The organism is Bacillus sp. B1-WWTP-T-0.5-Post-4, assembly GCF_009183795.1.
In the GTDB taxonomy this organism is placed as follows: Bacteria; Bacillota; Bacilli; order Bacillales; family Bacillaceae_G; genus Bacillus_A; species Bacillus_A cereus.
In genome coordinates this window covers 256,547-278,602 of sequence record NZ_WEIJ01000001.1, presented here as the reverse complement: position 1 = coordinate 278,602, position 22,056 = coordinate 256,547, and the positions used below count along the sequence as shown (strand labels likewise).

Sequence of the window (22,056 nt, the reverse complement as noted above, 5' to 3'; positions counted from 1 at the left end):
TTTTTTAGCAAAAATTTATTATTTTTTAACAAAAATCAAACATTTTTTGTGTACACTTAGAGTAGATATTGTGTATGAAAGGGGAAGAGGACATGATTAAATTATTTGTAAGTGATTTAGATGACACGCTCGTTTACGATGTGAATCATATGCAAAAAGAAGATGAACGTGCGCTGTGTTGGTTAGCTGAGAAAGGGACAAATATTTGTTTTGCCTCTGGCCGCTTTACACACAGAATTGATGAAGTTGTAAAAAGGTTTGCATTCCCATATTACACAACTGGCTTAAATGGAGCGACAATGTTACTTCCGGATGGAAATTTATTTCATGAATCGAGTTTTGAAAATGTGGTTGCCCAGGAAATATATCGATATATACATAAAAAAGGACTAGCGGATATTGTTTGTGCAAATGAGCAGCGATATACAAAAAGGAAGAATGAACATCACCATAATTTTGAAGCATATATGGGCGTGCATATCGCTGAAATTGAAGCGTTAGAAGAAGAGTTTGGTAAGACTGTACACCCTGCAAAATTGTTTGTTTTTGGAGAAGAAGAGAAAATTGTGACGTTAGATCAAGAGCTACGAGATACGTTTCAAGGCGAAGCGGAAGTTTTTATATCAGGTAAACGCTATGTTGATATTATGCCAAGAGGCGTGAGTAAGGGGAGTGCTCTAAAGCGACTAATGGACCATTTGCAAATTGAAGCAAATGAAGTTGCTTGTATTGGAGATTCTTTCAATGATATTTCTATGTTTGAAGTAACCCCACATTCATTTACTCTTCATCATGCCCATCCATATGTAAAGGAGAAAGCAAATCATATAGTGCGTTCGGTTGAAGAGGCTGTTATGAAATTACCGTTACTTGTATAAAAAAGAAGCCCGTCATTGGCGGGCTTCTTTTTTACTTGAATAAAGATTTAACAAAATCAATGATACTTGAGAAGAAATCTTTCACTTTATCTAGAAAACTTTGCCCTTCTTCAGATCCTAAAAAGGCAGAAACATGTTCTTTTGCTTTGTTTAATTGACTACCAACTTGATTCCAATCGATATTAAGATTCTTCATTTTATCAAATAACGATACTAAGTTATCTAACTGTTCATCTGTTAATGTAATGCCGAGTTGGTCAGCAATTTTTTTAATTAATGAACGTAAATCTTCTGTTGTTTTTGGCTGTTCTTTTGCAATTTCTTCTTTAATTTTTGCAACAAGTTGAACTGCTTTTTCTTCACCAATTTTATCACCAAGCTGGGCTGTTTGTACCATTTCTTCATTCGCTACTTTTTTAACTTCTTCAGGAATTTGTTTATTGGACGCAGTTTCGTATGCTTTCATTAATCCAGTTAAAGCTGCAGTTCCTGAAACTTTAAAAGGTGCAGTAATTTGAATTTCTGCATCTTTTACACCTGCTGTAATCAAAGCGTTAGTGTACATTGCATCTGTTACCCAGTTAATGTTCTTTGATCGTACGATAAGACCAGATCCTGGTTTTGTGTATGTAATCATAGAAGAAGAAATTGCTCTCGTACCAATTTGTGCTTTTGGAACAATGCCTTCTAGAAATTTATGTTCTTCCGCATTAGATACAGTGATAATTGTAGCATCTTTTGGTGCTTTCATTTCTTTTAACAGATCTTGTTTTTGTTGTTCAGATAAGTTCTCTCCTAATGTAACAATTGATTCTCCCTCGATGATGTCTGCAAACGAAGCTGTTGGCATCATAAATACCGTTACAGCTAATAGCAGAGCTAGTAATTTCGTTTTCACGAAAAATCGCTCCCTTTCTCTTTCTAAAATTTTCGGGCAACAAAGTTATTATAGTATATATTTCTTATTTGTCACCTAGCTTTTTCCACATTTCAAAAAAGAAGTATCTAGATTGTCGGATTCTTTTTGTTTCTAGTCATGAATGTGGTAATATAGTGCTGAGATAGTTGAAAGGAGACATATACGTATGAAAACTTTAGGATACATATTAATGGAAAACGGTGAAAAAATCGACTTGGAATTTTTCCCAGAAGAAGCACCGAAAACAGTAGAAAACTTTAAAAAATTAGCAGAGCAAGGATTTTATGACGGTGTTACATTCCACCGTGTTATTCCTGGCTTCGTAAGCCAAGGTGGAGACCCAACAGGTACAGGTGCAGGTGGCCCAGGTTACTCTATTCCATGTGAAACTGATGGAAACCCTCATAGACACCTTGTAGGATCACTTTCTATGGCTCACGCTGGCCGTAACACAGGCGGTAGCCAATTCTTTATCGTTCATGAGCCACAGCCGCATTTAGATGGTGTTCATACTGTATTCGGTAAAGCAACAAGCGGTATTGAAACAGTATTAAAAATGCGTCAAGGCGATGTAATGAAAGAAGTTAAAGTTTGGGAAGAATAAGGTAAGGAAAAAGAGAGCTTTTGCTCTCTTTTTTATTTTTAATGAGATTGAGTACTACTTCTACAGCTCATCATACAAGTAGTATTGTTGCTAAAATATATTGCTTGTGAGAACAAACCTTTAACCAATTACATAGAATACATTACATTATATGTTTCAATAAATATTTTTTGTTATATTAATTTTGCTAGAATTGTGCTGCTTTAGAGTAACTATAAATGAAGTGCGGTTGAATGATATGTTTCTTTCCATTCCATATAAAATTTTCTTTTTTTAACTCTATTTATTAAAGGAATAGTGCTGAAACATAGATTTGACTTTCTTCTTTTCGCTTTGTATGATTATCAAGTTGTTTTAGACTCTTCTCACTCTGTTGAAAATATTGTAAAATGAATGTGATATGAAAAGAGTGATTGAGGGGATTACTAGTTTGTAACTTTTGTAAGAAGGGATAAGGGTTATGTTAATTCGTTTTAAAAAAAGTTATGAAAAAATTGCAATGGGGCTTCTTTCGTTTATGCCAACTGAAAAAGATGTGAAAACATTACAATTGACAATGAAAGAATATGAAGCAAAAGATGATTGGCAATTGTATTTGTGGAAAGAAAATGAAGATTTTGTTGGAATAATGGGGATTGTAAAAAAAGAGAATCAAGTATTAGAAATTCAGCATTTGAGTGTGAACCCGTCTCACCGTCATGTGGGGATTGGGACGAAGATGGTTCAAGAGTTAAAGAGTAAATTTCTTGAGTTTACAATTTGCGGAAATGAGCAAACAGCAAGTTTTTGCGAAAAATGTAAAGGGCTAGAACAAAATATACATTCGTGAAAGCAGAGATAAGTAGTTTATTATCTCTGCTTTCTTTTTTGTAATTGTTCGTTTCGTTCAGTAATGACCTCTGTGCGATCACGCAAAGTGTGCTTGTTTATAATATATTCACCTGGGATAGCATTCAAGTCTTTCCAAGAGAGGTTTTGTTTTTGACATAACTCTATGCACTGCTTCTCTAACGATGAATCTGATAAGGGTAAAAATAAAGGTACAAAACGTTCTTTTTTATGGATAGATTGCAATCTTTCATTGAGCAAGGAAAGAAGTTGTACTTGATTAATTCCTAAACGTTGTAAAGGCACACCGCTTTTTTCTAAAATTGTAATTGCGCTTTTCATCATTTTTGTAGAACCATTCCAATTAGCACGTCTTTGGTGGTATAAAGAAACTGCAATTTGAATGAGACCAACTAAGTAATGATCACGATTACCTCTTGGTTTTGTCTTCCAATACTCTTCTAGTATTTCGTGGCATTCAAAATAGTCATAATCTCCATGGAAATGAATTAAAAATTGTATGTATTCGGTAGGATACATGTTTTCTCGCTCCTATCTAACGGTTATACATATAAGTGTATCATAGAAATATGAACAATAAACGACTAGGAGGTTTCCCCCTAGCCGTTATTGTTCATATTAGCAGAAGCAAGCTGCTCCTACAATAATTAGTAAAATAAACAGTACAACAAGTAATGCGAACCCACCGCTAAAACCACAATCAACGTGACCCATAGTTTTTTGACCTCCTACATTGTTCTTACTACACTGTTATCATATGAAGTGGTGGGCATGATGGCATAGGCATCGGTCTATTTTTAATTAAATTTCTTAAAAAGGTTGGATAGAACATGAGTATGCTCTATACTTATGTTGTTATAGAAAAAATGTGGTGGGATGCTTTGTGCAATATAATTTTAAAGTAGAGGCTTTTGAAGGGCCGTTAGATCTATTGTTACATTTAATACATCGTTATGAAATTGATATATATAATATTCCTGTAGCAGATATTACAGAGCAATATTTATCTTATGTTCATACGATGAAAGAACTTCAATTAGATGTTGCAAGTGAGTATTTAGTAATGGCTGCAACGTTATTACAAATTAAAAGTAAGATGTTGTTGCCGAAACATGAAGAAGATGTACTTGATAACGGTGATGATTTTATAGATGATCCTCGTCAAGAATTGATGGAGAGGTTAATTGAATATAAGAAATATAAGCAAGTTGCTACTGAGTTAAAAGAAAGAGAACAAGAAAGAGCACAGCTATATACACGTCCACCAATTGACTTTACATCGTTGCAACAAGAAGAGGAGACAAGCTTACCTCTTGATGTTACGTTATATGATATGCTAGCAGCATTTCAAAAATTAATGCGCCGTAAAAAGGCAAAAAAACCTGTAACAACACGTATTACTCGTCAAGAAATACCAATTGAACAGCGAATGACTGATATTTTAAAACAGTTAAAAATAAAGGGTGGTCGCCAAAGTTTTTATGATTTGTTTGTTGATGATGAACGTGAAATAATGGTTGTAACATTTTTAGCAGTTCTGGAACTTATGAAAAATCAACAAATCATAATTGAGCAAGAACATAATTTTGATGAAATTTTCGTATCAAGCTCTAATAAATCTGCATAGAGCAAGTATGTGAAAATGGGATAGCAACATTTTATCTCATGCTATGTTTTAATGTATCGTTTGGAACAAGAGAAAAAATATTGAACCGAACGCATTAATTGTGATTCGGTTTTTTGATGTGTATTTTTATGAGAAAATAGAAGGAAGGAGCTCGTGAAATGGATAGGAAAGAACAAAAGTCAATTATTGAAGGCCTTTTATTTGTTTCTGGTGATGAAGGGATTTATCCAGAACAAATAGCGAAAGTTCTTGAAATTGAAATGAATGAAGCAATTAATATTTTAGAAGAAATGCAACAAGAATGTGAAGGTGCAAACCGTGGTTTGCAAATTGTACAGTATGCAAAAGTATATCGTTTTGCTACAAAGAAAGAACATGCTTCATATTATCAAAAATTAATAGATACACCAACAGCTGCTTCACTCTCACAAGCTGCCCTCGAAACGTTAGCGATTGTTGCATATCGCCAACCAATCACAAGGACTGAAATGGAAGAGATTAGAGGAGTTAAAACTGATAAGGCGTTACAAACGTTGGTTTCACATTTACTTATAAAAGAAATGGGAAGAGCAGAAGGACCAGGACGTCCTATTTTATACGGAACAACAAAAGAATTTTTAGACACATTTGGATTGAAAACATTAGATGATTTACCACCGCTTTCTGAAGAGAATGAACAAATGAATGAAGCAGATTTATTCTTCGGTTCCTTACAAGAGATATCGAAATAAAAGCTTAGCATTTTGCTAAGCTTTTTTTGTATATCAATTATTTACAGTGCCATACTAAATGAAAAAAGGAGACGAGTTATGAGAGGTATGCGGATTATTTTATTATTAGTTTCTGTTTTATTATGTTTTTCTTTAAATAGCGCATCAGCTAAAAGGTATATGATGTCCATTCATACTACGTCTCCTTTACATATGCATCGGCAACATCTTAGTAAAATGAAAGTGAGCTTTTTAAAAGTGGGGCAAGGTGACGCAACACTTATTATAATGCCAAATGGACAAACAATGTTAATTGATGGAGGACCTTATGAAGCAGGAGAGGTTATTATTCAGAAATTAATTGAGAAAGGGATTAATCATTTAGATGTAATTGTCAGTACGCATCCCGATATGGATCATATAGGGGGGTTAATTCCAATTGTAGAGCAAATGCCGGTATCGCTTATATTAGATAGCGGAAAAACATATAGTTCTCTTACTTATCATACGTATCGGAATAATATTAAAAAAAGAGGGATACCTTTCGTTTCAGTAAAGGAAGGACAATATATACCGCTGGATCCACATGTTTCTATACAAGTATTAAACAACGGGAAATCAAAAGATGAAAATAATGAATCCTCAATTGTTTTAAAGGTGCGATATGGAAAAGCGGATTTTTTATTAATGGGTGACGCGGATGTACGGACAGAACATGAAATATTAAAACAATTTGATGTCCATGCAGATGTGTTAAAAGTGGGGCATCACGGCTCATATACTTCAACAAGTGAAACGTTTATAAAAAAAGTGGAACCGCAGTTTGCTATTTTGTCGTACGGGAGTAGTAATCCGTATGGACATCCTCACCAAAGTGTAGTGAAACGCTTAAAAAGGCACGGTATAATGGTATATAGAACGAATAAACGTACAGTAGAAATGGAAACAGATGGTGAACATATTATGTTAGAGTCTAGCGGGTTAATGCCATTATTGAAGTGATTTCTAGATTAGGGGGCGATACTGTCCCTTTTTGGAAAAATGAATAATATATATTATAATTATAAGAGACGTAAGAAATTTCCTTTTCTGTTGAATAAAAAGGAAATTTCATTAGAATGTATAGACAACTACTCGTGCGTATATTAAGATGGAACTAGGCGAATAAGGTAATAATAACAAGTAGGTAATTCATGGGAAAGGATCGATGAAAATGAAAACGCAAATTGTCATCAATGCCAAAATTTACACAGGTCAAGAAATAGTGGAAAACGGATTTATTCGTTACGCAGAAACCATTAAAGAAATTGGTTTGATGGCTCAATATGTACCACAAGAAAATGAAACTGTTTTTGATGCTACAGGGAAGATTGTAATTCCAGGTATGATCGATGTTCATATTCATGGTGGATACGATATTGATGCGATGGATGCAAATAGCGATGGGTTAGTAACTCTAGGTAAAGAAATGTTAAAAGAAGGGGTTACAACTTACTTCCCAACAACAATGACACAAGCTCCAGAGGCAATTGAAGCAGCGTTAACTGCTGCAAAAGAAGCAAAAGAAAAAGGAGCGCATTTCGAATATATTCACTTAGAAGGACCTTATGTTTCAAAGAAACGTGCAGGTGCACAACCACTTGAACATATCGTTCCTGCAAATATTGAGCAATTTAAACAATGGCAAGAAGCAAGTGGGAATTTAATTAAATTAGTAACATATGCACCAGAAGAAGAGGGAGCATTAGAGTTTGAACAATATCTTGCTGAAACTGGTGTAGTTGGCACAATGGGGCATACAGATGCAATTGATGCGCAACTAAAAAATAGAAAAATTACACATGCAACACATTTATACAATCAAATGCGTGGATTACATCACCGTGAACCAGGAGTTGTTGGTCATGTGTTATTAAATCCAGATGTAATGGTTGAAGTAATTACAGATGGTATTCATATTCACCCTGATATGGTGAAATTAGCATATAAGTTAAAAGGACCAAAAAAAGTAAGTGTTATTACTGACGCAATGCGTGCAAAAGGTCTTGAAGATGGATTATATGAGCTTGGCGGACAGCCAGTACATGTAAAAGATGGTAGTGCTCGATTAGAAGATGGAACGTTAGCTGGTAGTATTTTAAAAATGGATCAAGCTTTCCGAAATGTAATTGAATTTACAGGTTGTTCAATCGAAGATGCAGTACTGATGACATCAGTTAACCAAGCAGAAGAGTTTGGATTAAATAATAAAGGTGCATTAGCGGTAGGAAAAGATGCAGACTTTGTTGTGATGAATGAAGATTTACATGTATATGATACGGTTCGTTTAGGAATTCATATGAAGGAAGGGAAGTAATTAAATGAATATTCTTGTTGTAAAAACTCCAGAAGAACTAGCAGAAGCAGGTTATAAATTAATTAAAGAAGTTGTAAAAACAAAAGAAAATCCAACATTAGGAATGGCTACAGGAAGCTCTCCATTAGGTATTTATGCAGAAATGCGAAAAAATAAACTTGATACAAGCCGTGTAACCACTGTAAACTTAGATGAGTACGTAAATTTACCACATGAAGATAAAAACAGCTATCACTATTTCATGCAAGAACAGTTGTTTGATCATCTTCCATTTAAACAAACTTATGTACCAAACGGGATGGCAAGTGATTTAGAGGAAGAGTGCAAACGTTACGAGAGCATTCTAGCTGCTAACCCAGTTGACCTACAGATTCTTGGAATCGGTGAAAACGGTCACATCGGATTTAATGAGCCAGGAACACCGTTTAATTCTCCAACAAACATTGTTGAATTAACAGAATCTACACGCCAAGCAAACCTTCGCTTCTTCGAAAAAGAAGAAGATGTGCCAACTCATGCGATTACAATGGGAATTGGAAGCATTATGAAAGCGAAACAAGTTCTACTTGTTGCGATGGGTTCTAAAAAGGCAGAAGCTGTTAAAGAATTATTGCAAGGTGAATATAGTGAAGAGTGTCCGGCTACAGTTTTACAACGTCATCCGAATGTAACCGTAATCGCTGATCAAGAAGCTCTATCTTTATGCAGTGAGGCGATTGCTGATGAACATCGACAAGTATTCACCATTTCCGATCTATTATCAGATTCAAGAGTGGGTGAAACAGCTAATTGAGGACGGCGAATGGAAGCCGGGAGATAAAATCCCATCTGAGAATGAACTTTGTGATAAGTTCGAAGTGAGTCGAATGACAATCAGACAGGCGATTAATAATTTAGTGGAACAAGGCTATTTATATCGGAAGCGTGGAATTGGAACATTTGTCCAACTTCCGAAAGTGGAACAAAAATTGCAAGGAATGACGGGATTCACAGAAGACATGATTTCTCGTGGGATGAACCCAAGTAGTCAATTACTTAGTTTCCGCCTAGTTCCAGCTACTGCTAAAATAGCAGACCGGTTGAGAATACAGGAGGGGGAATCGGTTTATGAAGTGAGGCGTATTCGCTTAGCTGATGATGAACCGATTGCTTTTGAGACGACATATTTGTCGCCAGCTCTTGTAAAAGATATTAACGAAGAGATATTGCAACAATCTTTATATGAACATTTAGAGAAAAAACTGGGCTTTAAACTTGTTAGCGCTACTCAGTCAATTGAAGCTTCCGTTGCGACGGAAAATGAAGCTGAACATCTGCATATTCCTAAAAAGGCGCCTGTACTTGTAATGCGTCAATGGTCATATTCAGAAGGCGAGGTACCGCTAGAGTACGTGAAATGTATTTATCGTGGAGATCGTTATAAATTTATTACGAATATCGCACGTAACAAATAGTATATTTCAGTTTGTGAAGTACAGTGGAATTGAAAATGGTTAACATGTAAAGAAATAAAAATACGACTCATCCTTATAAGGAATGAGTCGTATTTTTATTATGAGCAATTACGTGGTTAACAGCATCTTTGACGTGATTTACTACATAGTGAGCGTGATTTTTTACTGCATCATCTGCTTGTGACATAGCAAAACTGTGAGGAGTTAAAGAAAACATAGGAATGTCATTATAAGAATCCCCTATACAAGCAATTTCCTCAGGTTTTATTTGAAACTCATTTAATAAAACAGAAATGGCAGAGCCTTTACTAACATTCGGTGGCATTACATCTAAACATTGTTCTGCTGAGATGAAAGTACTAACTTTCCCGTGGAATTTTTCATCAATTTTTTTCTGAAGGAGTTGTAAGCTCTCCTTTGTTCCGCCGACAGAAATTTTATTTGGGAAAATTGTATTATCAATCTTCTGTAGTAAGTTTGGTTCTTCAACAGAAGTCATAGTTACTTGTTGTTCAAGTTCTTGAATAAAAGGTGTTTTCTCTTCAATGTAATAATTATGCTCATCACTTACATAACGGAAATAAGGCTCTTCATTCGTCATAGCTAACAAATCGGGAAGTATGCTGGAATCAAAAGTTGCAGATAATAGTTGTTTATTTTCATGTGTATATACAAAAACACCATTTACACTAATACGATGAAAATTTGTATTTACAGCTTTCATTAAGTCTGCAATTTCATTATCAAGTCTTCCGGAAGCGAAGCAAAGAATAACATTTTGTTCGGCAAGGCTGCGCAGTGCCGCAACATCTTGTTCATCAATAAGACCTCCGTGTTGCATCATTGTACCATCGATATCACTTACAAACATTTTAATCATGCTGTTATCTCCTTTCTATGTACAGTTGCTCTTACATTATACGCATCATATATAAACATGTCTAAAAAATGAATTTTTATTAAATGGCAGATGTTTTACATTGACGACAAAGAAGAATATTCTGTAACATAAAAGTAGGCTATTTAAGTACGAGGGTGGTGTTATATGAGTAATTATCTAGAAATTAAAAAAGTTTTAAATAATAATGTCATCATTGCTAGCCATCCGGAACACGAGGAAGTAGTAGTGATTGGTAAAGGAATTGGATTTGGGAAAAAAGCGAAAGATGTATTGGAGCAAGAACAAATCGAAAAAATGTTTGTCTTAAAAAATGAACGTGATCGTGAACAATACAAATTATTAGTGCCGCATATTAGTGAAAAATTAATTGAATTGATGAACGATATTATGCTGTACATTCAAGGAAAAGCGAAATCGCCACTAAATGAACATATTCATATTGCGTTAACAGATCATATTTCATTTGCGATTAAAAGGTTAAAACAAGGACTTACAATTGATAACCCTTTTTTAGTTGAAACAAAAATGCTCTATCCAGAGGAATATGAAATTGCGGAAGGTGTTGTAGAACTTTTAAATTCTCGTTTGCAAATTACATTGCCTGAAGGAGAAATTGGTTTTATTGCACTTCACATTTACAGTTCGCTTACAAATTCTGATTTATCTTCAGTTAATCAAAACTCCCGTCTCATTGCACAACTTGTATCTTTAATTGAGACAAACTTACAAATTACATTAGATCAAGAGAGCATTCATTATTTACGTCTTATTCGTCATCTTCAATATGCTATTGAGAGGGTGAAAAAAGGAGAAAAAGTAGAGGAATCGCAAAGTTTTGCTGATTTATTAAAGGCGGAGTATCCAGTTTGCTATAACTTGGCTTGGAAGCTAGTTAAGGTCATGCAAAAAGAGCTGCAACTACCTGTATATGAAGCTGAAAGTATTTATTTAACGATGCACTTGCAACGCTTAGTAAAGGCAGAGCATGTGTAAAAAGTCATATATTTTTGTCTAAAATGAAAACGTTAAAAAAAATGATTGAATCGCTTACAATAGTTATGTATAATAACTATTGCAAAGTTATACAAATTTCGACAAACACATTAAGGTAAGTAACGAAAACGTTTGCCTTAATTATAGTGAACTTATACGTAAACCTATTTTTGACACGTGTTACTGATTCGATCAGGCATGAGTGGAGAAAAGTAAGGAATGTAAGCTAGAGAAAGGGATATACTACCCTTTGTATAGCTATCGTTCTATCTTTTTTTCCTCATGTCTTTTTGGCGTTTGTCGGAAGGTATCAATATAGATAAGAGAGGAAGGGTTTCCATGTTTAAGAATATCTTTGGTGTTCTTCAAAAAGTCGGAAAAGCGTTAATGCTTCCAGTAGCGATTTTACCGGCGGCAGGTATTTTACTTGGATTTGGTAATGCATTTCAAAATCCACAGTTAACAAATGTTATTCCTGCTTTAAAAGCAGATTGGTTCGTAATGGTAGCAAAAATTATGGAACAATCTGGTGATATTATTTTCGCTAACCTTGCATTATTATTCGCAGTTGGGGTAGCAATTGGTTTAGCTGGTGGAGACGGAGTAGCTGGTTTAGCAGCATTCGTCGGCTACTTAATTATGAACAAAACGATGAGTGTGTTCTTAGAAGTAGATAAGCTAGTGAAAGTAACAAGTTCTGGAGCAGACCCAGTAAAAATTGGATTTGCAGATCCAGCGTATGCAAACGTATTAGGTATTCCAACGCTACAAACAGGGGTATTTGGTGGTATTATCGTCGGTATAGTAGCGGCATATTGCTATAATAAATACTTCAACATTGAATTACCATCATACTTAGGTTTCTTTGCAGGTAAGCGTTTCGTACCGATCGCAACTGCAACATTCTCTTTAATAGTAGGTATTATCATGTGCTTCGTTTGGCCATACATTCAAGGTGGCTTAAACACGTTCTCACATCAAATGATTGATGCAAATAGAACAATCGCAGCATTTATATTCGGTTTAATTGAACGTTCATTAATTCCATTTGGATTACATCACATTTTCTATTCACCGTTCTGGTTCGAATTCGGTCAGTATACAAATGCAGCTGGCGAATTAATCCGTGGTGACCAAAAAATCTTTATGGCACAGTTAAAAGACGGTGTAGAATTAACAGCAGGTACATTTACAACTGGTAAGTATCCGTTCATGATGTTCGGTCTTCCAGCAGCAGCTTTAGCAATGTACCATGAAGCACGTCCAGAAAATAAAAAATTAGCAGCAGGTATTTTAGGTTCTGCAGCATTAACATCTTTCTTAACAGGTATTACAGAGCCACTTGAATTTTCATTCTTATTCGTAGCACCAGTATTATTCGGAATTCACGCTGTATTTGCTGGTCTATCATTTATGACAATGCAAATTTTAGGTGTTAAAATTGGTATGACATTCTCTGGTGGTTTAATTGACTTCCTATTATTCGGTGTACTACCAGGCCGTACAGCATGGTGGTGGGTAATTATTGTTGGTCTTGTACTAGCAGTTATTTACTACTTCGGATTCCGCTTTGCAATTCGTAAATGGAATCTAAAAACACCTGGTCGTGAAGTGGCAAATGCAAATGACGGCGCAGGAAAAGCAGAAGCAGGCGAACTTCCTCGTGAAGTATTAGTAGCACTTGGTGGTAAAGAAAACATTGCTTCTTTAGATGCTTGTATTACTCGTTTACGTGTTCAAGTTAACGAACAAAAGAATGTAAACAAAGACCGCTTAAAAGAACTTGGAGCAGCTGGTGTACTTGAAGTTGGAAATAACATTCAAGCTATTTTCGGACCGAAATCTGACACATTAAAATCACAAATTCATGATATTATGTCAGGTCGTACACCTCATGTTGAAAAAGAAGAACCTGTAAAAGTGGAAGAAACTCCTCAAAAAGTTGATGAAAATGAAACAATTGTATCACCAATCGAAGGGAAAATCTTACCAATTACAGAAGTGCCTGACCAAGTATTCTCAGGAAAAATGATGGGAGACGGATTTGCAATTGAGCCAACTGAAGGAACAGTAGTTTCTCCAGTGAACGGTGAGATTGTCAATGTATTCCCTACAAAACATGCGATTGGTATTCAATCTGAAGGCGGAAAAGAAATTTTAATCCACTTCGGTATTGATACTGTAAAATTAAATGGTGAAGGTTTTGAAGCGCTTGTAGCACAAGGCGACAAGGTGAAACAAGGCCAACCATTATTAAAAGTAGATCTTGCATTTGTAAAAGAAAATGCACCATCTATCATTACACCAATTGTCTTTACAAACTTACAACAAGGGCAACAAGTCGAATTGAAAAAAGATGGAAATGTTAAGAAGGGCGAAACCGCTATTATTGACATTCAGTAGGAATTTGACGCAAAATGTTTATAATTATAATAGGCGATGTGGTTGACCGAACATCGCCTATTATATACAATAGATGATGTAGTACTCACGTCTATACAACTAAAAAATACTGTAATTTAAAGGAGATAAATTATCATGGAAAAAATCTTTAAAGTAACTAGCGACTCAGGAATTCATGCTCGTCCAGCAACTCTACTTGTAAACACTGCAAGCAAATTCGGTTCTGACATTAACTTAGAGTATAACGGAAAGAACGTTAACTTAAAATCAATCATGGGCGTTATGTCTTTAGGCATTCAACAAAACGCAGAAATTAAAATCACTGCAAATGGTGATGATGCAGCTCAAGCACTAGCAGCTATCGAAGAAACTATGAAAAACGAAGGATTAGGAGAATAATGACTCTTAACATTCAAGGGATCGCTGCATCAAGTGGGATTGCTATTGCAAAGGCTTTCAGACTTGAAAATCCTGAATTTAACATCGAAAAGAAATCAATTACAAACGAAGCTGCAGAAATTGCACGCTTAGACGCTGCGCTTGAGAAAGCAAAAACTGAATTAGAAGCTATTAAGGACCACGCATTTGCTGAGCTAGGTGCTGACAAAGCTGCGATCTTTGAAGCACATTTATTAGTGTTAAATGATCCAGAACTAGTAAACCCAGTAAAAGATAAAGTAAATAGCGAAAAAGTAAATGCTGAATTTGCAATGGATGAAGTTGCATCAATGTTTATTTCTATGTTTGAAAACATGGATAACGAATATATGAAAGAACGTGCTGCGGACATTCGTGACGTAACAAAACGCGTTCTTGCACATTTACTAGGAATTAACTTCTCAAATCCTGGTACAATTTCTGAAGAGGTAATCATCATTGCTGAAGATTTAACACCATCTGATACAGCTCAATTAAACCGTAAGTATGCAAAAGGTTTCACTACTGATATCGGTGGACGTACATCTCACTCTGCAATTATGGCTCGTTCTATGGAAATTCCAGCTGTTGTTGGTACGAAAGTTGTTATGGAGAAAATCCAAAACGGCGATATCGTTATCATTGACGGTTTAGATGGAGAAGTAATTGTAAACCCATCAGAAGAAACTCTTCGTTCGTTTGAAGAAAAGAAAGCGAAATTTGAAGAGCAAAAAGCTGAATGGGCTAAATTAAAAGACCAAGCTACTGTAACAAGTGACGGACATCACGTTGAGCTTGTTGCAAATATCGGAACACCAAATGATGTACAAGGTATTATCGATAATGGCGGAGAAGGCGTTGGCTTATACCGTACAGAATTCTTATACATGGGCCGTGACAATCTTCCAACAGAAGAAGAGCAGTTCGAAGCGTATAAAGCAGTTCTTGAAGGTGTAAAAGAAGGTCAACCAGTCGTTGTTCGTACACTTGACATCGGTGGAGATAAAGAGCTTCCATACTTACATTTACCAAAAGAAATGAACCCTTTCTTAGGATACCGTGCAATTCGCTTATGTCTTGATGAGCAAGATGTGTTCCGTACACAACTTCGTGCATTACTTCGTGCTAGCGTATACGGTAACTTAAAAATTATGTTCCCAATGATTGCAACTCTTGATGAGTTCCGTCAAGCGAAAGCGATTTTATTAGAAGAGAAAGCGAAACTTGTAGAAGCGGGTACAACTGTTTCTGATTCTATTGAAGTTGGTATGATGGTTGAAATCCCAGCTTCAGCAGTATTAGCAGATCAATTTGCGAAAGAAGTTGACTTCTTCTCTATCGGAACAAATGATTTAATCCAATACACAATGGCTGCAGACCGTATGAACGAACAAGTATCATACTTATACCAACCATATAACCCATCTATTTTACGTCTTGTAAAAATGGTTATCGATGCTGCTCATAAAGAAGGCAAATGGGCTGGTATGTGTGGTGAGATGGCGGGCGATTCACTTGCTATCCCATTATTATTAGGATTAGGTTTAGATGAGTTCAGTATGAGTGCAACATCTATTCTTCCTGCAAGAACACAGCTAAGCAAGTTGTCAAAAGCAGAAATGGAAACATTAGCAGAAAAAGCATTAATGATGTCAACTGCTGAAGAAGTTGTTGAACTAGTTAAAAGCATATAATTAATAAAAAAACCTGAGTCGATTTGAAATCGGTCTCAGGTTTTTTCTATGAGAAAAGTAAATCTTATTTGCTTACTATCGAGGATAAGAGACAGAATTAGATAGCGATTGCAACGATATCAGTTGGGCATACACGTAAAATACCAGTAAAAGTATTTCGATTTTGATTGTTCTTATCGTCTTTATTGTTATCTTTGTTGTCTTTGTCATTACGAGCTAAAGCAGAGAAAAGAGCAACACCGTTAGCGAAACCTTCAAAAATAACATTGTTGAATGTGCCGTTACCTCTAATGCTTAAAAGAGAAAGTTCTGTTCCAACTGAAATGTTAGCAAGTACGTTACATACAGCTGGTTGTTGTGGTCTAACCTCTCTCTCTCTCTCTTTCTCGCGATGGTCGCGCTCTCTTTCATGATGATGACATTCTCTAAAGTTATCACAGCATCCAAATGATCCAAACATAATCCTCATCACCCCCTTCACACTTATAATCTATGTAAGTTCGGTAGTTAGTGACTGGACAGAGAGTGGAATTTTTTCTAGGGGATTTTCTCATTTTAAATGACTAGCTGGGTGTTTAGTATGGAATGATGTTTAAAATAGGGGGAATATAACAAAAAAATGTAAAAACCACCGAAATAAATGAAATGGGTAGCCTTTACACTTTTTTACTTTTATATAAAACGATGATATATACAGGAAGAGCTAGGAGTAGTGGTACAATGGATCGTGCAGTATGTTTTTCTGATTCTAATTGGAATGCTTCTTCTTTTGGAAATTGTAAAATGGAGATGTTTGCGGCATCACCAATAAAATATAGAAGCAGTACAGTTACTATGTAACATAAAAGTGCGATAAAGCTTCCGTATGAACTCAATGAAAATCCCTCTCTTGTTATCTATTTGTTATCATTGTATCACAATTGTAACAAAAACACACGGGTATATTTCAACACCTTAACAAAATTCGACACGAAACGTCACGTTTATTTATGAGAAGGGAATAGAATATACTTTTCCATAAGTATAAATGTCGAATGATTTGTAGTAATATTACAAAAGTATGACAGGGAATAAAAAAAACGAAGGCAATGTAGTTGCCTTCGTTTTTTATTATTTTGCCCACTCGCTCACTTGCTCTACGCTCATGCGAGGTGCAGGGTGGCCTTTTAAAGTTGATTCACCAATTGTAATAAGCATAATTGGAACGTAACGAGATGAAACGTTAAATTCGTCTGTCAGTGCTTGTGGATTGAAGCCACCAATAGCACAAGTATCCCAACCAGTTGCTTTAGCTGCAAGCATAAGTTGCATTGCTGCTAAAGATGCATTTGAAAAGGCAGCATCTCTTGGGAATTGTTCACGAGCATATGCAGATTCAATATTTTTAGCTAAGCGTTCTTTTGCTTCTTCTTTCATAAATCCTTGTTCTACAATTGGACCATATACTGGCTCAACATTTTTATAAGCTTCTAAATCACCTAAAATAGCGACTACTGCAGAAGCATCAAGAATTTGTTGTTGGTTATAAGCTATTGGATGTAATCGTTTTTGTACATCTTCACCTTGAAAAACAAGGAATTTCCAGTGTTGTAAGTTCCAAGCGGAAGGTGCTTGTGCTGCTGCTTTTAAAATCTCATGTAATTCTGTAGATGAGATTTCTTTATTTGGGTTGAATGCACGTGTAGATGTGCGTTCATATAGAACGTTAAAAAAGTTGTCGTTTGTCATAATATATCCTCCAAATTGTATATAAAATTATCGGGAAAACGTAATGTATATTACTTACATTTTGTAAGTTATCGAATTTAAGAATATAATATCTTTATTTTAATTGTCAAGTTTTAAGAAATAAGCTAGGGCATTCATACAAACGATATAATTCCTATAATCATACACTAAAAAAGGAATTTATAGAGTGAAAAGGGAAGATAACATTCTCAATTAGCTTGTTAATATGTATTTCTCACAAATTAAAGTTTATTGGAGAACAGTCTTTTAAAAATATTTGTGAGGAATTCAGTAGAACAAGATATATGAAGTGAGTGAAGACTAGTGATGAACATACTACATTTTTTATTAGAGAATACGGTTTTCCAAAATGTGTTACAAGATCTGCAGTTAAATGTCCTTTATATAGAAAATGGATGTAAACATCAACAAACGATAGAAAATATCCATCCAAAATGTATGTTTATAGCAAATAGTTTTGAAGAGGGCGAACTATTATTTCAAAGAACGAAACCGCACATTATAATTATGTATGTAACAGATTATTCTCAAATAAAATATATAAAGAATATGTATACCTCGCAAAGTACATTCATTGTCATTTGGGATCAACAAATAACAAAAGAATTTACAGATGTACTTGCATTAGGAATACGTAATATTGTAATAGCCCCTGTAACTCCGCAAGCAGTGTTAGAAGAAGTGAATAAGAGTTTGTATCAACTTTCTTTGGTAAGGCAAGTTAGTTTACAACAGGAACTGCTTCAAACGATGTTTGATTTTCAAAATGATTTATTATTTATAGTAGAAGATGATGAAATTGTTGATTGTAATACAAATTTTTTAACGTTTTTCGGATATGAAAATTTGTTTGCCTATCGCGAGCAACATTTAGTATTTGCTGAACATTTTATTAGAGAAAATGGATACTACTCGACGACGCATGATATAACATGGCTAGACGATACTTTATCAAGCGGTAGAAGAATTAAGATGTCAAATTATGAAGGGGCAGTATCTACTTTTCTATTACGTGCGACACCATTGCCAGAAGATTTATCAAGATTTATTGTAAAGTGCACGGAAATTACAGAATTAGATGAAATCTATCAAGAACAAGAAAGACTTGCTATGATAGATTCATTGACAGAGATTTATAATCGTTTAAAGTTTCAACAAATACTAGAGGTAGAATGGGAAAAGGTAATACGTAATGATGAGAAAATAGCAATTATTTTATTTGATATAGATAATTTTAAAACAGTTAATGACACATATGGTCATGATTTTGGCGATTTGGCATTAATACAACTTGCAGAGCTTATGAAATCTAAAGTGGAGCAGCAACATGTATTTGCAAGATGGGGAGGGGAAGAATTCATTATATTAGTGACAAATACAGTAGAAAAGGAAGCATTTCAAGTTGCGGAATCATTACGATTCTTCATTGAAACAAAGCAATTCACTGGAATTTCGAAGTTAACAGCTAGCTTTGGAGTTGCGTTATATGAACAAGGAACTACAAGAGAAGAATTAATGCAACGAGCGGATATTGCATTATATGAAGCGAAAAAAAATGGAAAGAATCAAGTATGTGTGTATAGAAAAGAAAAAATGTGATTTTTCGCAACAAATTGTTGCGATTTTTTTTTATTGTTTGATAATAGAATAGGGGGACAATTTTTAGCGAAGGAATTATGGAGGATCAATATGATAAAAAAAGTAATGGTGGTGGCTTCACTGTCTGCTATAGTTGGCGGCGGAGTATACTATTTTCTTGTTAGCCCCAATATAAAGGAAAACACTGTATTAACAACTAAAGTGAATCCTACTATTGAATCGGAAGTACAAGGGAATATAGAAGAAAAAGAAGAGCAACAAATTGATTATGCTAGCATATCTCAAAAATTAGATCAATATTTAGTCGGAAAGCAATTCAATGGAACAGTTTTGGTAACAGATAAAGAGCATGTTATATTGAATAAAGGATATGGGTATGCTGATGTTCAAAATAAAATAGAAAATACACCTCAAACAAAATATCGTATCGGTTCTATTACGAAAACAGTCGTTGCCACATCTATTTTACAGCTGCAAGAACAAGGGAAATTGAATATTCAAGATAATGTAAATAAATATATTCCTTCATTTCCGGAGAATAAAAATATTACGCTATATCATTTATTAACGCATACCTCTGGTTTACCTGAACACGCAAAAGGCAATATTAATGCGGCTTCCCGCTTACAATTAATTAATTGGATTGGACGTCAAAATTTAGAATTTCCTGCAGGAACAGGTTGGAGATATACAGATTATAATTATATGGTGCTTGCTTATATAATAGAACATATATCGAAAAAACCTTTAGGAGATTACATAAAAGAAAACATATTTGTAAAAGCAGATATGCATGAATCCGGTATGGGGAATATGGTACCTGGAGATAAAAATTTTACAAAGGGTTATGTGAAAAAAGATCAAGAGCTTGTACCAGCGCAGAAGTTAGGCATGGATTGGCTATATGGTTGTGGTGAGATGTATACGACAGTTGGAGATATGAAGAAATTAGACGAAGCAATTATAAATGGAAAACTTCTTTCTGAACAAAGTATACAAGCAATGTTTTCACCTTCAGCAGAACGGAAATATGCATTTAGTTTTTATATATATCCAGATTATTTTCATAATCATGGTGTATTATCTGGTTGGAACACTTTCAATAATTTTAATAAAGAAAAAGGAACTTTTGTTATTTTATTTTCAAATGTGAAAAATAGTATGGATGATGACTTTAATAAAGAGTTCCGAAAGATGGTAAATGATTTATTAGAACAAAGGGGATGAGAAAATGGAACATAAAACTTTATCAATAGGTTTCATTGGGATTGGCGTAATGGGAAAAAGTATGGTTTATCACTTAATGCAAGATGGTCATAAAGTATATGTATATAATAGAACGAAAGCAAAAACAGATTCTTTAGTGCAAGATGGTGCAAATTGGTGTAATACGCCAAAAGAGTTAGTGAAGCAAGTTGATATTGTAATGACAATGGTTGGATATCCACATGATGTAGAAGAAGTGTATTTTGGTATAGAAGGAATTATAGAACATGCAAAAGAAGGTACGATAGCAATTGACTTTACGACATCTACACCTACTTTAGCAAAACGGATTAATGAAGTTGCAAAAAGCAAAAATATATATACGTTAGATGCACCTGTCTCAGGAGGAGATGTTGGTGCGAAAGAGGCAAAACTCGCAATTATGGTAGGTGGGGAGAAAGAAATATATGATAGATGCTTACCTTTACTTGAAAAGTTAGGAACAAACATTCAATTACAAGGACCAGCTGGGAGTGGACAACATACAAAAATGTGCAATCAAATTGCGATTGCTTCCAATATGATTGGAGTATGTGAAGCTGTTGCTTACGCGAAGAAGGCTGGACTGAATCCAGATAAAGTGTTAGAGAGTATTTCAACAGGGGCAGCAGGTAGCTGGTCATTAAGTAATTTAGCTCCTCGAATGTTAAAAGGAGACTTTGAGCCAGGATTTTATGTAAAGCATTTTATGAAAGATATGAAAATTGCTTTAGAGGAAGCAGAAAAATTACAATTACCAGTCCCAGGCTTAAGTTTGGCGAAAGAATTGTATGAAGAGTTAATTAAGGATGGCGAAGAAAATAGTGGAACACAAGTACTATATAAAAAATATATAAGGGGGTAAACGAGGTGGACCTTCAAAAGTTTGATGAGATGATTGATACTGTACAGCGAGCTACTTGTATGCAAATTAATGAAAAACAAAAAGAAGCTTTTAAACAAAAATATGATTTTGAACCAGAATTTGAATATGGAAGAGATGAGAAGGGGCATTATGTAATTCGAACCTCAAAAAAGATGTTAGAAGAAATGGAGTTTTATTTAGCATTGAAATATGATCGTGATGGAGTGGATCTTTATATGCAAGCTGAGATTGACGGCATATTTTATGTATCTATTAGCTATGGTGAAGATGCCCTACATCTACAAGAATTGTTTCAATTTCTAGAAGAAAATAAATAAAAGTCCTCAAATGAGGACTTTTATTTATTTAGTCATCTTTAATTTTTATAATTATAAGTTAGAAGCCCGGCGGCATCGTTCAACCGGGAACGGGATAATTTGTGCGATGTGATTAGGACCAAATTGTTTTGTACGAGCATGGCGTATTATATAAAAAGCACACAGAATTGAAACAGGAATAGCGCCGAATAAACCAAATAATAAAGCGCTTACACAAGATGCGACAAATCCTAAAACACCAATTTCTAACTCTTCCATAATAGCTCCTAAAATAACAGGAAATGCTCCACATGTAACTCCAAGTATAAGTGCGATAAGTAAGCTCATGATTATCCCCCTCTGTTTGCGATATTATTTTCCTTCTTAGTTAATTGTAGTATATCACACATAAAACAGAATTTTCAGAAAAAATTCAATAAATGTTCAAAAAATGTTCGAAAAATGCACTTGAAAAA

The 22,056-nt window shown here is 34.8% G+C and carries 25 protein-coding genes; 17 read left to right on the top strand and 8 right to left on the bottom strand.

The genetic code is table 11. From position 1 onward, the window contains the following. The first annotated feature begins 74 nt into the window (after window positions 1-74). Complete coding sequence (locus GBN91_RS01475) at window positions 75-878, top strand: Cof-type HAD-IIB family hydrolase (RefSeq protein ID WP_001987215.1); 804 nt, start codon at window positions 75-77, stop codon at window positions 876-878. A gap of 31 nt (window positions 879-909) precedes the next feature. Here GBN91_RS01475 and GBN91_RS01470 read toward each other — a convergent pair whose 3' ends face one another. After that, window positions 910-1,776, bottom strand: a complete 867-nt coding sequence (locus GBN91_RS01470) for a DUF1002 domain-containing protein (RefSeq protein WP_000850515.1) — start codon at window positions 1,774-1,776, stop codon at window positions 910-912. 187 nt (window positions 1,777-1,963) lie between these two features. On the opposite strand from GBN91_RS01470, the gene GBN91_RS01465 reads away from it, so the two are divergent. Together GBN91_RS01465 and ribT are read left to right on the top strand one after the other, a co-directional pair. Continuing rightward, window positions 1,964-2,401, top strand: a complete 438-nt coding sequence (locus tag GBN91_RS01465) for a peptidylprolyl isomerase (RefSeq protein WP_000853782.1) — start codon at window positions 1,964-1,966, stop codon at window positions 2,399-2,401. A 460-nt stretch (window positions 2,402-2,861) separates the two neighbouring features. Continuing rightward, window positions 2,862-3,230 (top strand): GNAT family N-acetyltransferase RibT, encoded by a 369-nt coding sequence (ribT, locus tag GBN91_RS01460; protein WP_000908401.1) that lies wholly within the window; start codon window positions 2,862-2,864, stop codon window positions 3,228-3,230. A gap of 20 nt (window positions 3,231-3,250) precedes the next feature. On the opposite strand, the gene GBN91_RS01455 is transcribed toward ribT, so the two are convergent. Continuing rightward, window positions 3,251-3,769, bottom strand: a complete 519-nt coding sequence (locus GBN91_RS01455) for a DUF309 domain-containing protein (protein WP_000283597.1) — start codon at window positions 3,767-3,769, stop codon at window positions 3,251-3,253. Between the two features lie 99 nt (window positions 3,770-3,868). Next, on the bottom strand, window positions 3,869-3,964 hold the full coding sequence (locus GBN91_RS01450; protein WP_000510194.1) for a YjcZ family sporulation protein: 96 nt from the start codon (window positions 3,962-3,964) through the stop codon (window positions 3,869-3,871). 169 nt (window positions 3,965-4,133) lie between these two features. Here GBN91_RS01450 and scpA point away from each other — a divergent pair, with 169 nt between their 5' ends. The 6 genes from scpA (at window position 4,134) to phnF (ending at window position 9,397) form a co-directional block, all read left to right on the top strand. Then, window positions 4,134-4,877 (top strand): segregation/condensation protein A, encoded by a 744-nt coding sequence (gene scpA / locus GBN91_RS01445; RefSeq protein ID WP_001199753.1) that lies wholly within the window; start codon window positions 4,134-4,136, stop codon window positions 4,875-4,877. 158 nt (window positions 4,878-5,035) lie between these two features. After that, window positions 5,036-5,608 (top strand): segregation/condensation protein ScpB, encoded by a 573-nt coding sequence (gene scpB / locus GBN91_RS01435; protein WP_000375168.1) that lies wholly within the window; start codon window positions 5,036-5,038, stop codon window positions 5,606-5,608. 78 nt (window positions 5,609-5,686) lie between these two features. After that, window positions 5,687-6,589 (top strand): ComEC/Rec2 family competence protein, encoded by a 903-nt coding sequence (locus GBN91_RS01430; protein ID WP_001214829.1) that lies wholly within the window; start codon window positions 5,687-5,689, stop codon window positions 6,587-6,589. 211 nt (window positions 6,590-6,800) lie between these two features. After that, window positions 6,801-7,943 carry an N-acetylglucosamine-6-phosphate deacetylase gene (gene nagA, locus GBN91_RS01425; RefSeq protein ID WP_001987227.1) on the top strand — a complete coding sequence of 381 codons (1,143 nt, stop codon included), beginning with the start codon at window positions 6,801-6,803 and terminating at the stop codon, window positions 7,941-7,943. A 4-nt stretch (window positions 7,944-7,947) separates the two neighbouring features. Then, the gene (nagB, locus tag GBN91_RS01420; protein WP_149215140.1) at window positions 7,948-8,736 is read left to right on the top strand and encodes a glucosamine-6-phosphate deaminase; all 789 of its coding nucleotides are present in this window, start codon (window positions 7,948-7,950) and stop codon (window positions 8,734-8,736) included. Continuing rightward, a complete protein-coding gene (gene phnF / locus GBN91_RS01415; RefSeq protein ID WP_021727649.1) occupies window positions 8,666-9,397 on the top strand; it encodes a phosphonate metabolism transcriptional regulator PhnF in 732 nt (243 codons plus the stop codon). The genes nagB and phnF overlap by 71 nt, the downstream gene beginning before the upstream one ends. Window positions 9,398-9,470: 73 nt before the next feature. Here phnF and GBN91_RS01410 read toward each other — a convergent pair whose 3' ends face one another. Next, window positions 9,471-10,277 carry an HAD family hydrolase gene (locus tag GBN91_RS01410; RefSeq protein ID WP_152121216.1) on the bottom strand — a complete coding sequence of 269 codons (807 nt, stop codon included), beginning with the start codon at window positions 10,275-10,277 and terminating at the stop codon, window positions 9,471-9,473. A gap of 165 nt (window positions 10,278-10,442) precedes the next feature. Here GBN91_RS01410 and glcT point away from each other — a divergent pair, with 165 nt between their 5' ends. The 4 genes from glcT to ptsP all read left to right on the top strand — a co-directional run bounded on the left by glcT (window position 10,443) and on the right by ptsP (window position 15,805). Beyond that, window positions 10,443-11,291 (top strand): glucose PTS transporter transcription antiterminator GlcT, encoded by an 849-nt coding sequence (glcT, locus tag GBN91_RS01405; protein WP_000073858.1) that lies wholly within the window; start codon window positions 10,443-10,445, stop codon window positions 11,289-11,291. Between the two features lie 339 nt (window positions 11,292-11,630). Continuing rightward, window positions 11,631-13,694 (top strand): PTS glucose transporter subunit IIABC, encoded by a 2,064-nt coding sequence (gene ptsG, locus GBN91_RS01400; protein WP_000475799.1) that lies wholly within the window; start codon window positions 11,631-11,633, stop codon window positions 13,692-13,694. Between the two features lie 135 nt (window positions 13,695-13,829). Beyond that, window positions 13,830-14,093, top strand: a complete 264-nt coding sequence (gene ptsH / locus GBN91_RS01395) for a phosphocarrier protein HPr (RefSeq protein WP_000411080.1) — start codon at window positions 13,830-13,832, stop codon at window positions 14,091-14,093. Continuing rightward, window positions 14,093-15,805, top strand: a complete 1,713-nt coding sequence (ptsP, locus tag GBN91_RS01390; RefSeq protein ID WP_000174207.1) for a phosphoenolpyruvate--protein phosphotransferase — start codon at window positions 14,093-14,095, stop codon at window positions 15,803-15,805. Before ptsH ends, ptsP begins: the two co-directional genes overlap by 1 nt. 97 nt (window positions 15,806-15,902) lie before the next feature. Here the strand turns inward: ptsP and GBN91_RS01385 are convergent, their stop codons facing one another. The 3 genes from GBN91_RS01385 to GBN91_RS01375 all read right to left on the bottom strand — a co-directional run bounded on the left by GBN91_RS01385 (window position 15,903) and on the right by GBN91_RS01375 (window position 17,533). After that, the gene (locus GBN91_RS01385; protein ID WP_000468040.1) at window positions 15,903-16,265 is read right to left on the bottom strand and encodes a DUF3915 domain-containing protein; all 363 of its coding nucleotides are present in this window, start codon (window positions 16,263-16,265) and stop codon (window positions 15,903-15,905) included. Between the two features lie 196 nt (window positions 16,266-16,461). Then, a complete protein-coding gene (locus tag GBN91_RS01380; protein ID WP_000100485.1) occupies window positions 16,462-16,680 on the bottom strand; it encodes a hypothetical protein in 219 nt (72 codons plus the stop codon). Window positions 16,681-16,915: 235 nt separating this feature from the next. Continuing rightward, complete coding sequence (locus GBN91_RS01375) at window positions 16,916-17,533, bottom strand: nitroreductase family protein (RefSeq protein WP_000180387.1); 618 nt, start codon at window positions 17,531-17,533, stop codon at window positions 16,916-16,918. A gap of 327 nt (window positions 17,534-17,860) precedes the next feature. Between GBN91_RS01375 and GBN91_RS01370 the strand changes: the two genes are divergently transcribed. The 4 genes from GBN91_RS01370 to GBN91_RS01355 all read left to right on the top strand — a co-directional run bounded on the left by GBN91_RS01370 (window position 17,861) and on the right by GBN91_RS01355 (window position 21,601). Next, on the top strand, window positions 17,861-19,153 hold the full coding sequence (locus GBN91_RS01370) for a GGDEF domain-containing protein (protein WP_001023185.1): 1,293 nt from the start codon (window positions 17,861-17,863) through the stop codon (window positions 19,151-19,153). A gap of 90 nt (window positions 19,154-19,243) precedes the next feature. After that, a complete protein-coding gene (locus GBN91_RS01365; RefSeq protein WP_000592910.1) occupies window positions 19,244-20,380 on the top strand; it encodes a serine hydrolase in 1,137 nt (378 codons plus the stop codon). Window positions 20,381-20,384: 4 nt separating this feature from the next. Then, the gene (locus tag GBN91_RS01360; protein ID WP_000400431.1) at window positions 20,385-21,263 is read left to right on the top strand and encodes an NAD(P)-dependent oxidoreductase; all 879 of its coding nucleotides are present in this window, start codon (window positions 20,385-20,387) and stop codon (window positions 21,261-21,263) included. Window positions 21,264-21,268: 5 nt separating this feature from the next. Next, window positions 21,269-21,601 carry a DUF3909 family protein gene (locus tag GBN91_RS01355; RefSeq protein ID WP_000365620.1) on the top strand — a complete coding sequence of 111 codons (333 nt, stop codon included), beginning with the start codon at window positions 21,269-21,271 and terminating at the stop codon, window positions 21,599-21,601. A gap of 51 nt (window positions 21,602-21,652) precedes the next feature. On the opposite strand, the gene GBN91_RS01350 is transcribed toward GBN91_RS01355, so the two are convergent. Further along, window positions 21,653-21,928 carry a hypothetical protein gene (locus GBN91_RS01350; protein WP_000054659.1) on the bottom strand — a complete coding sequence of 92 codons (276 nt, stop codon included), beginning with the start codon at window positions 21,926-21,928 and terminating at the stop codon, window positions 21,653-21,655. Window positions 21,929-22,056 lie beyond the last annotated feature (128 nt).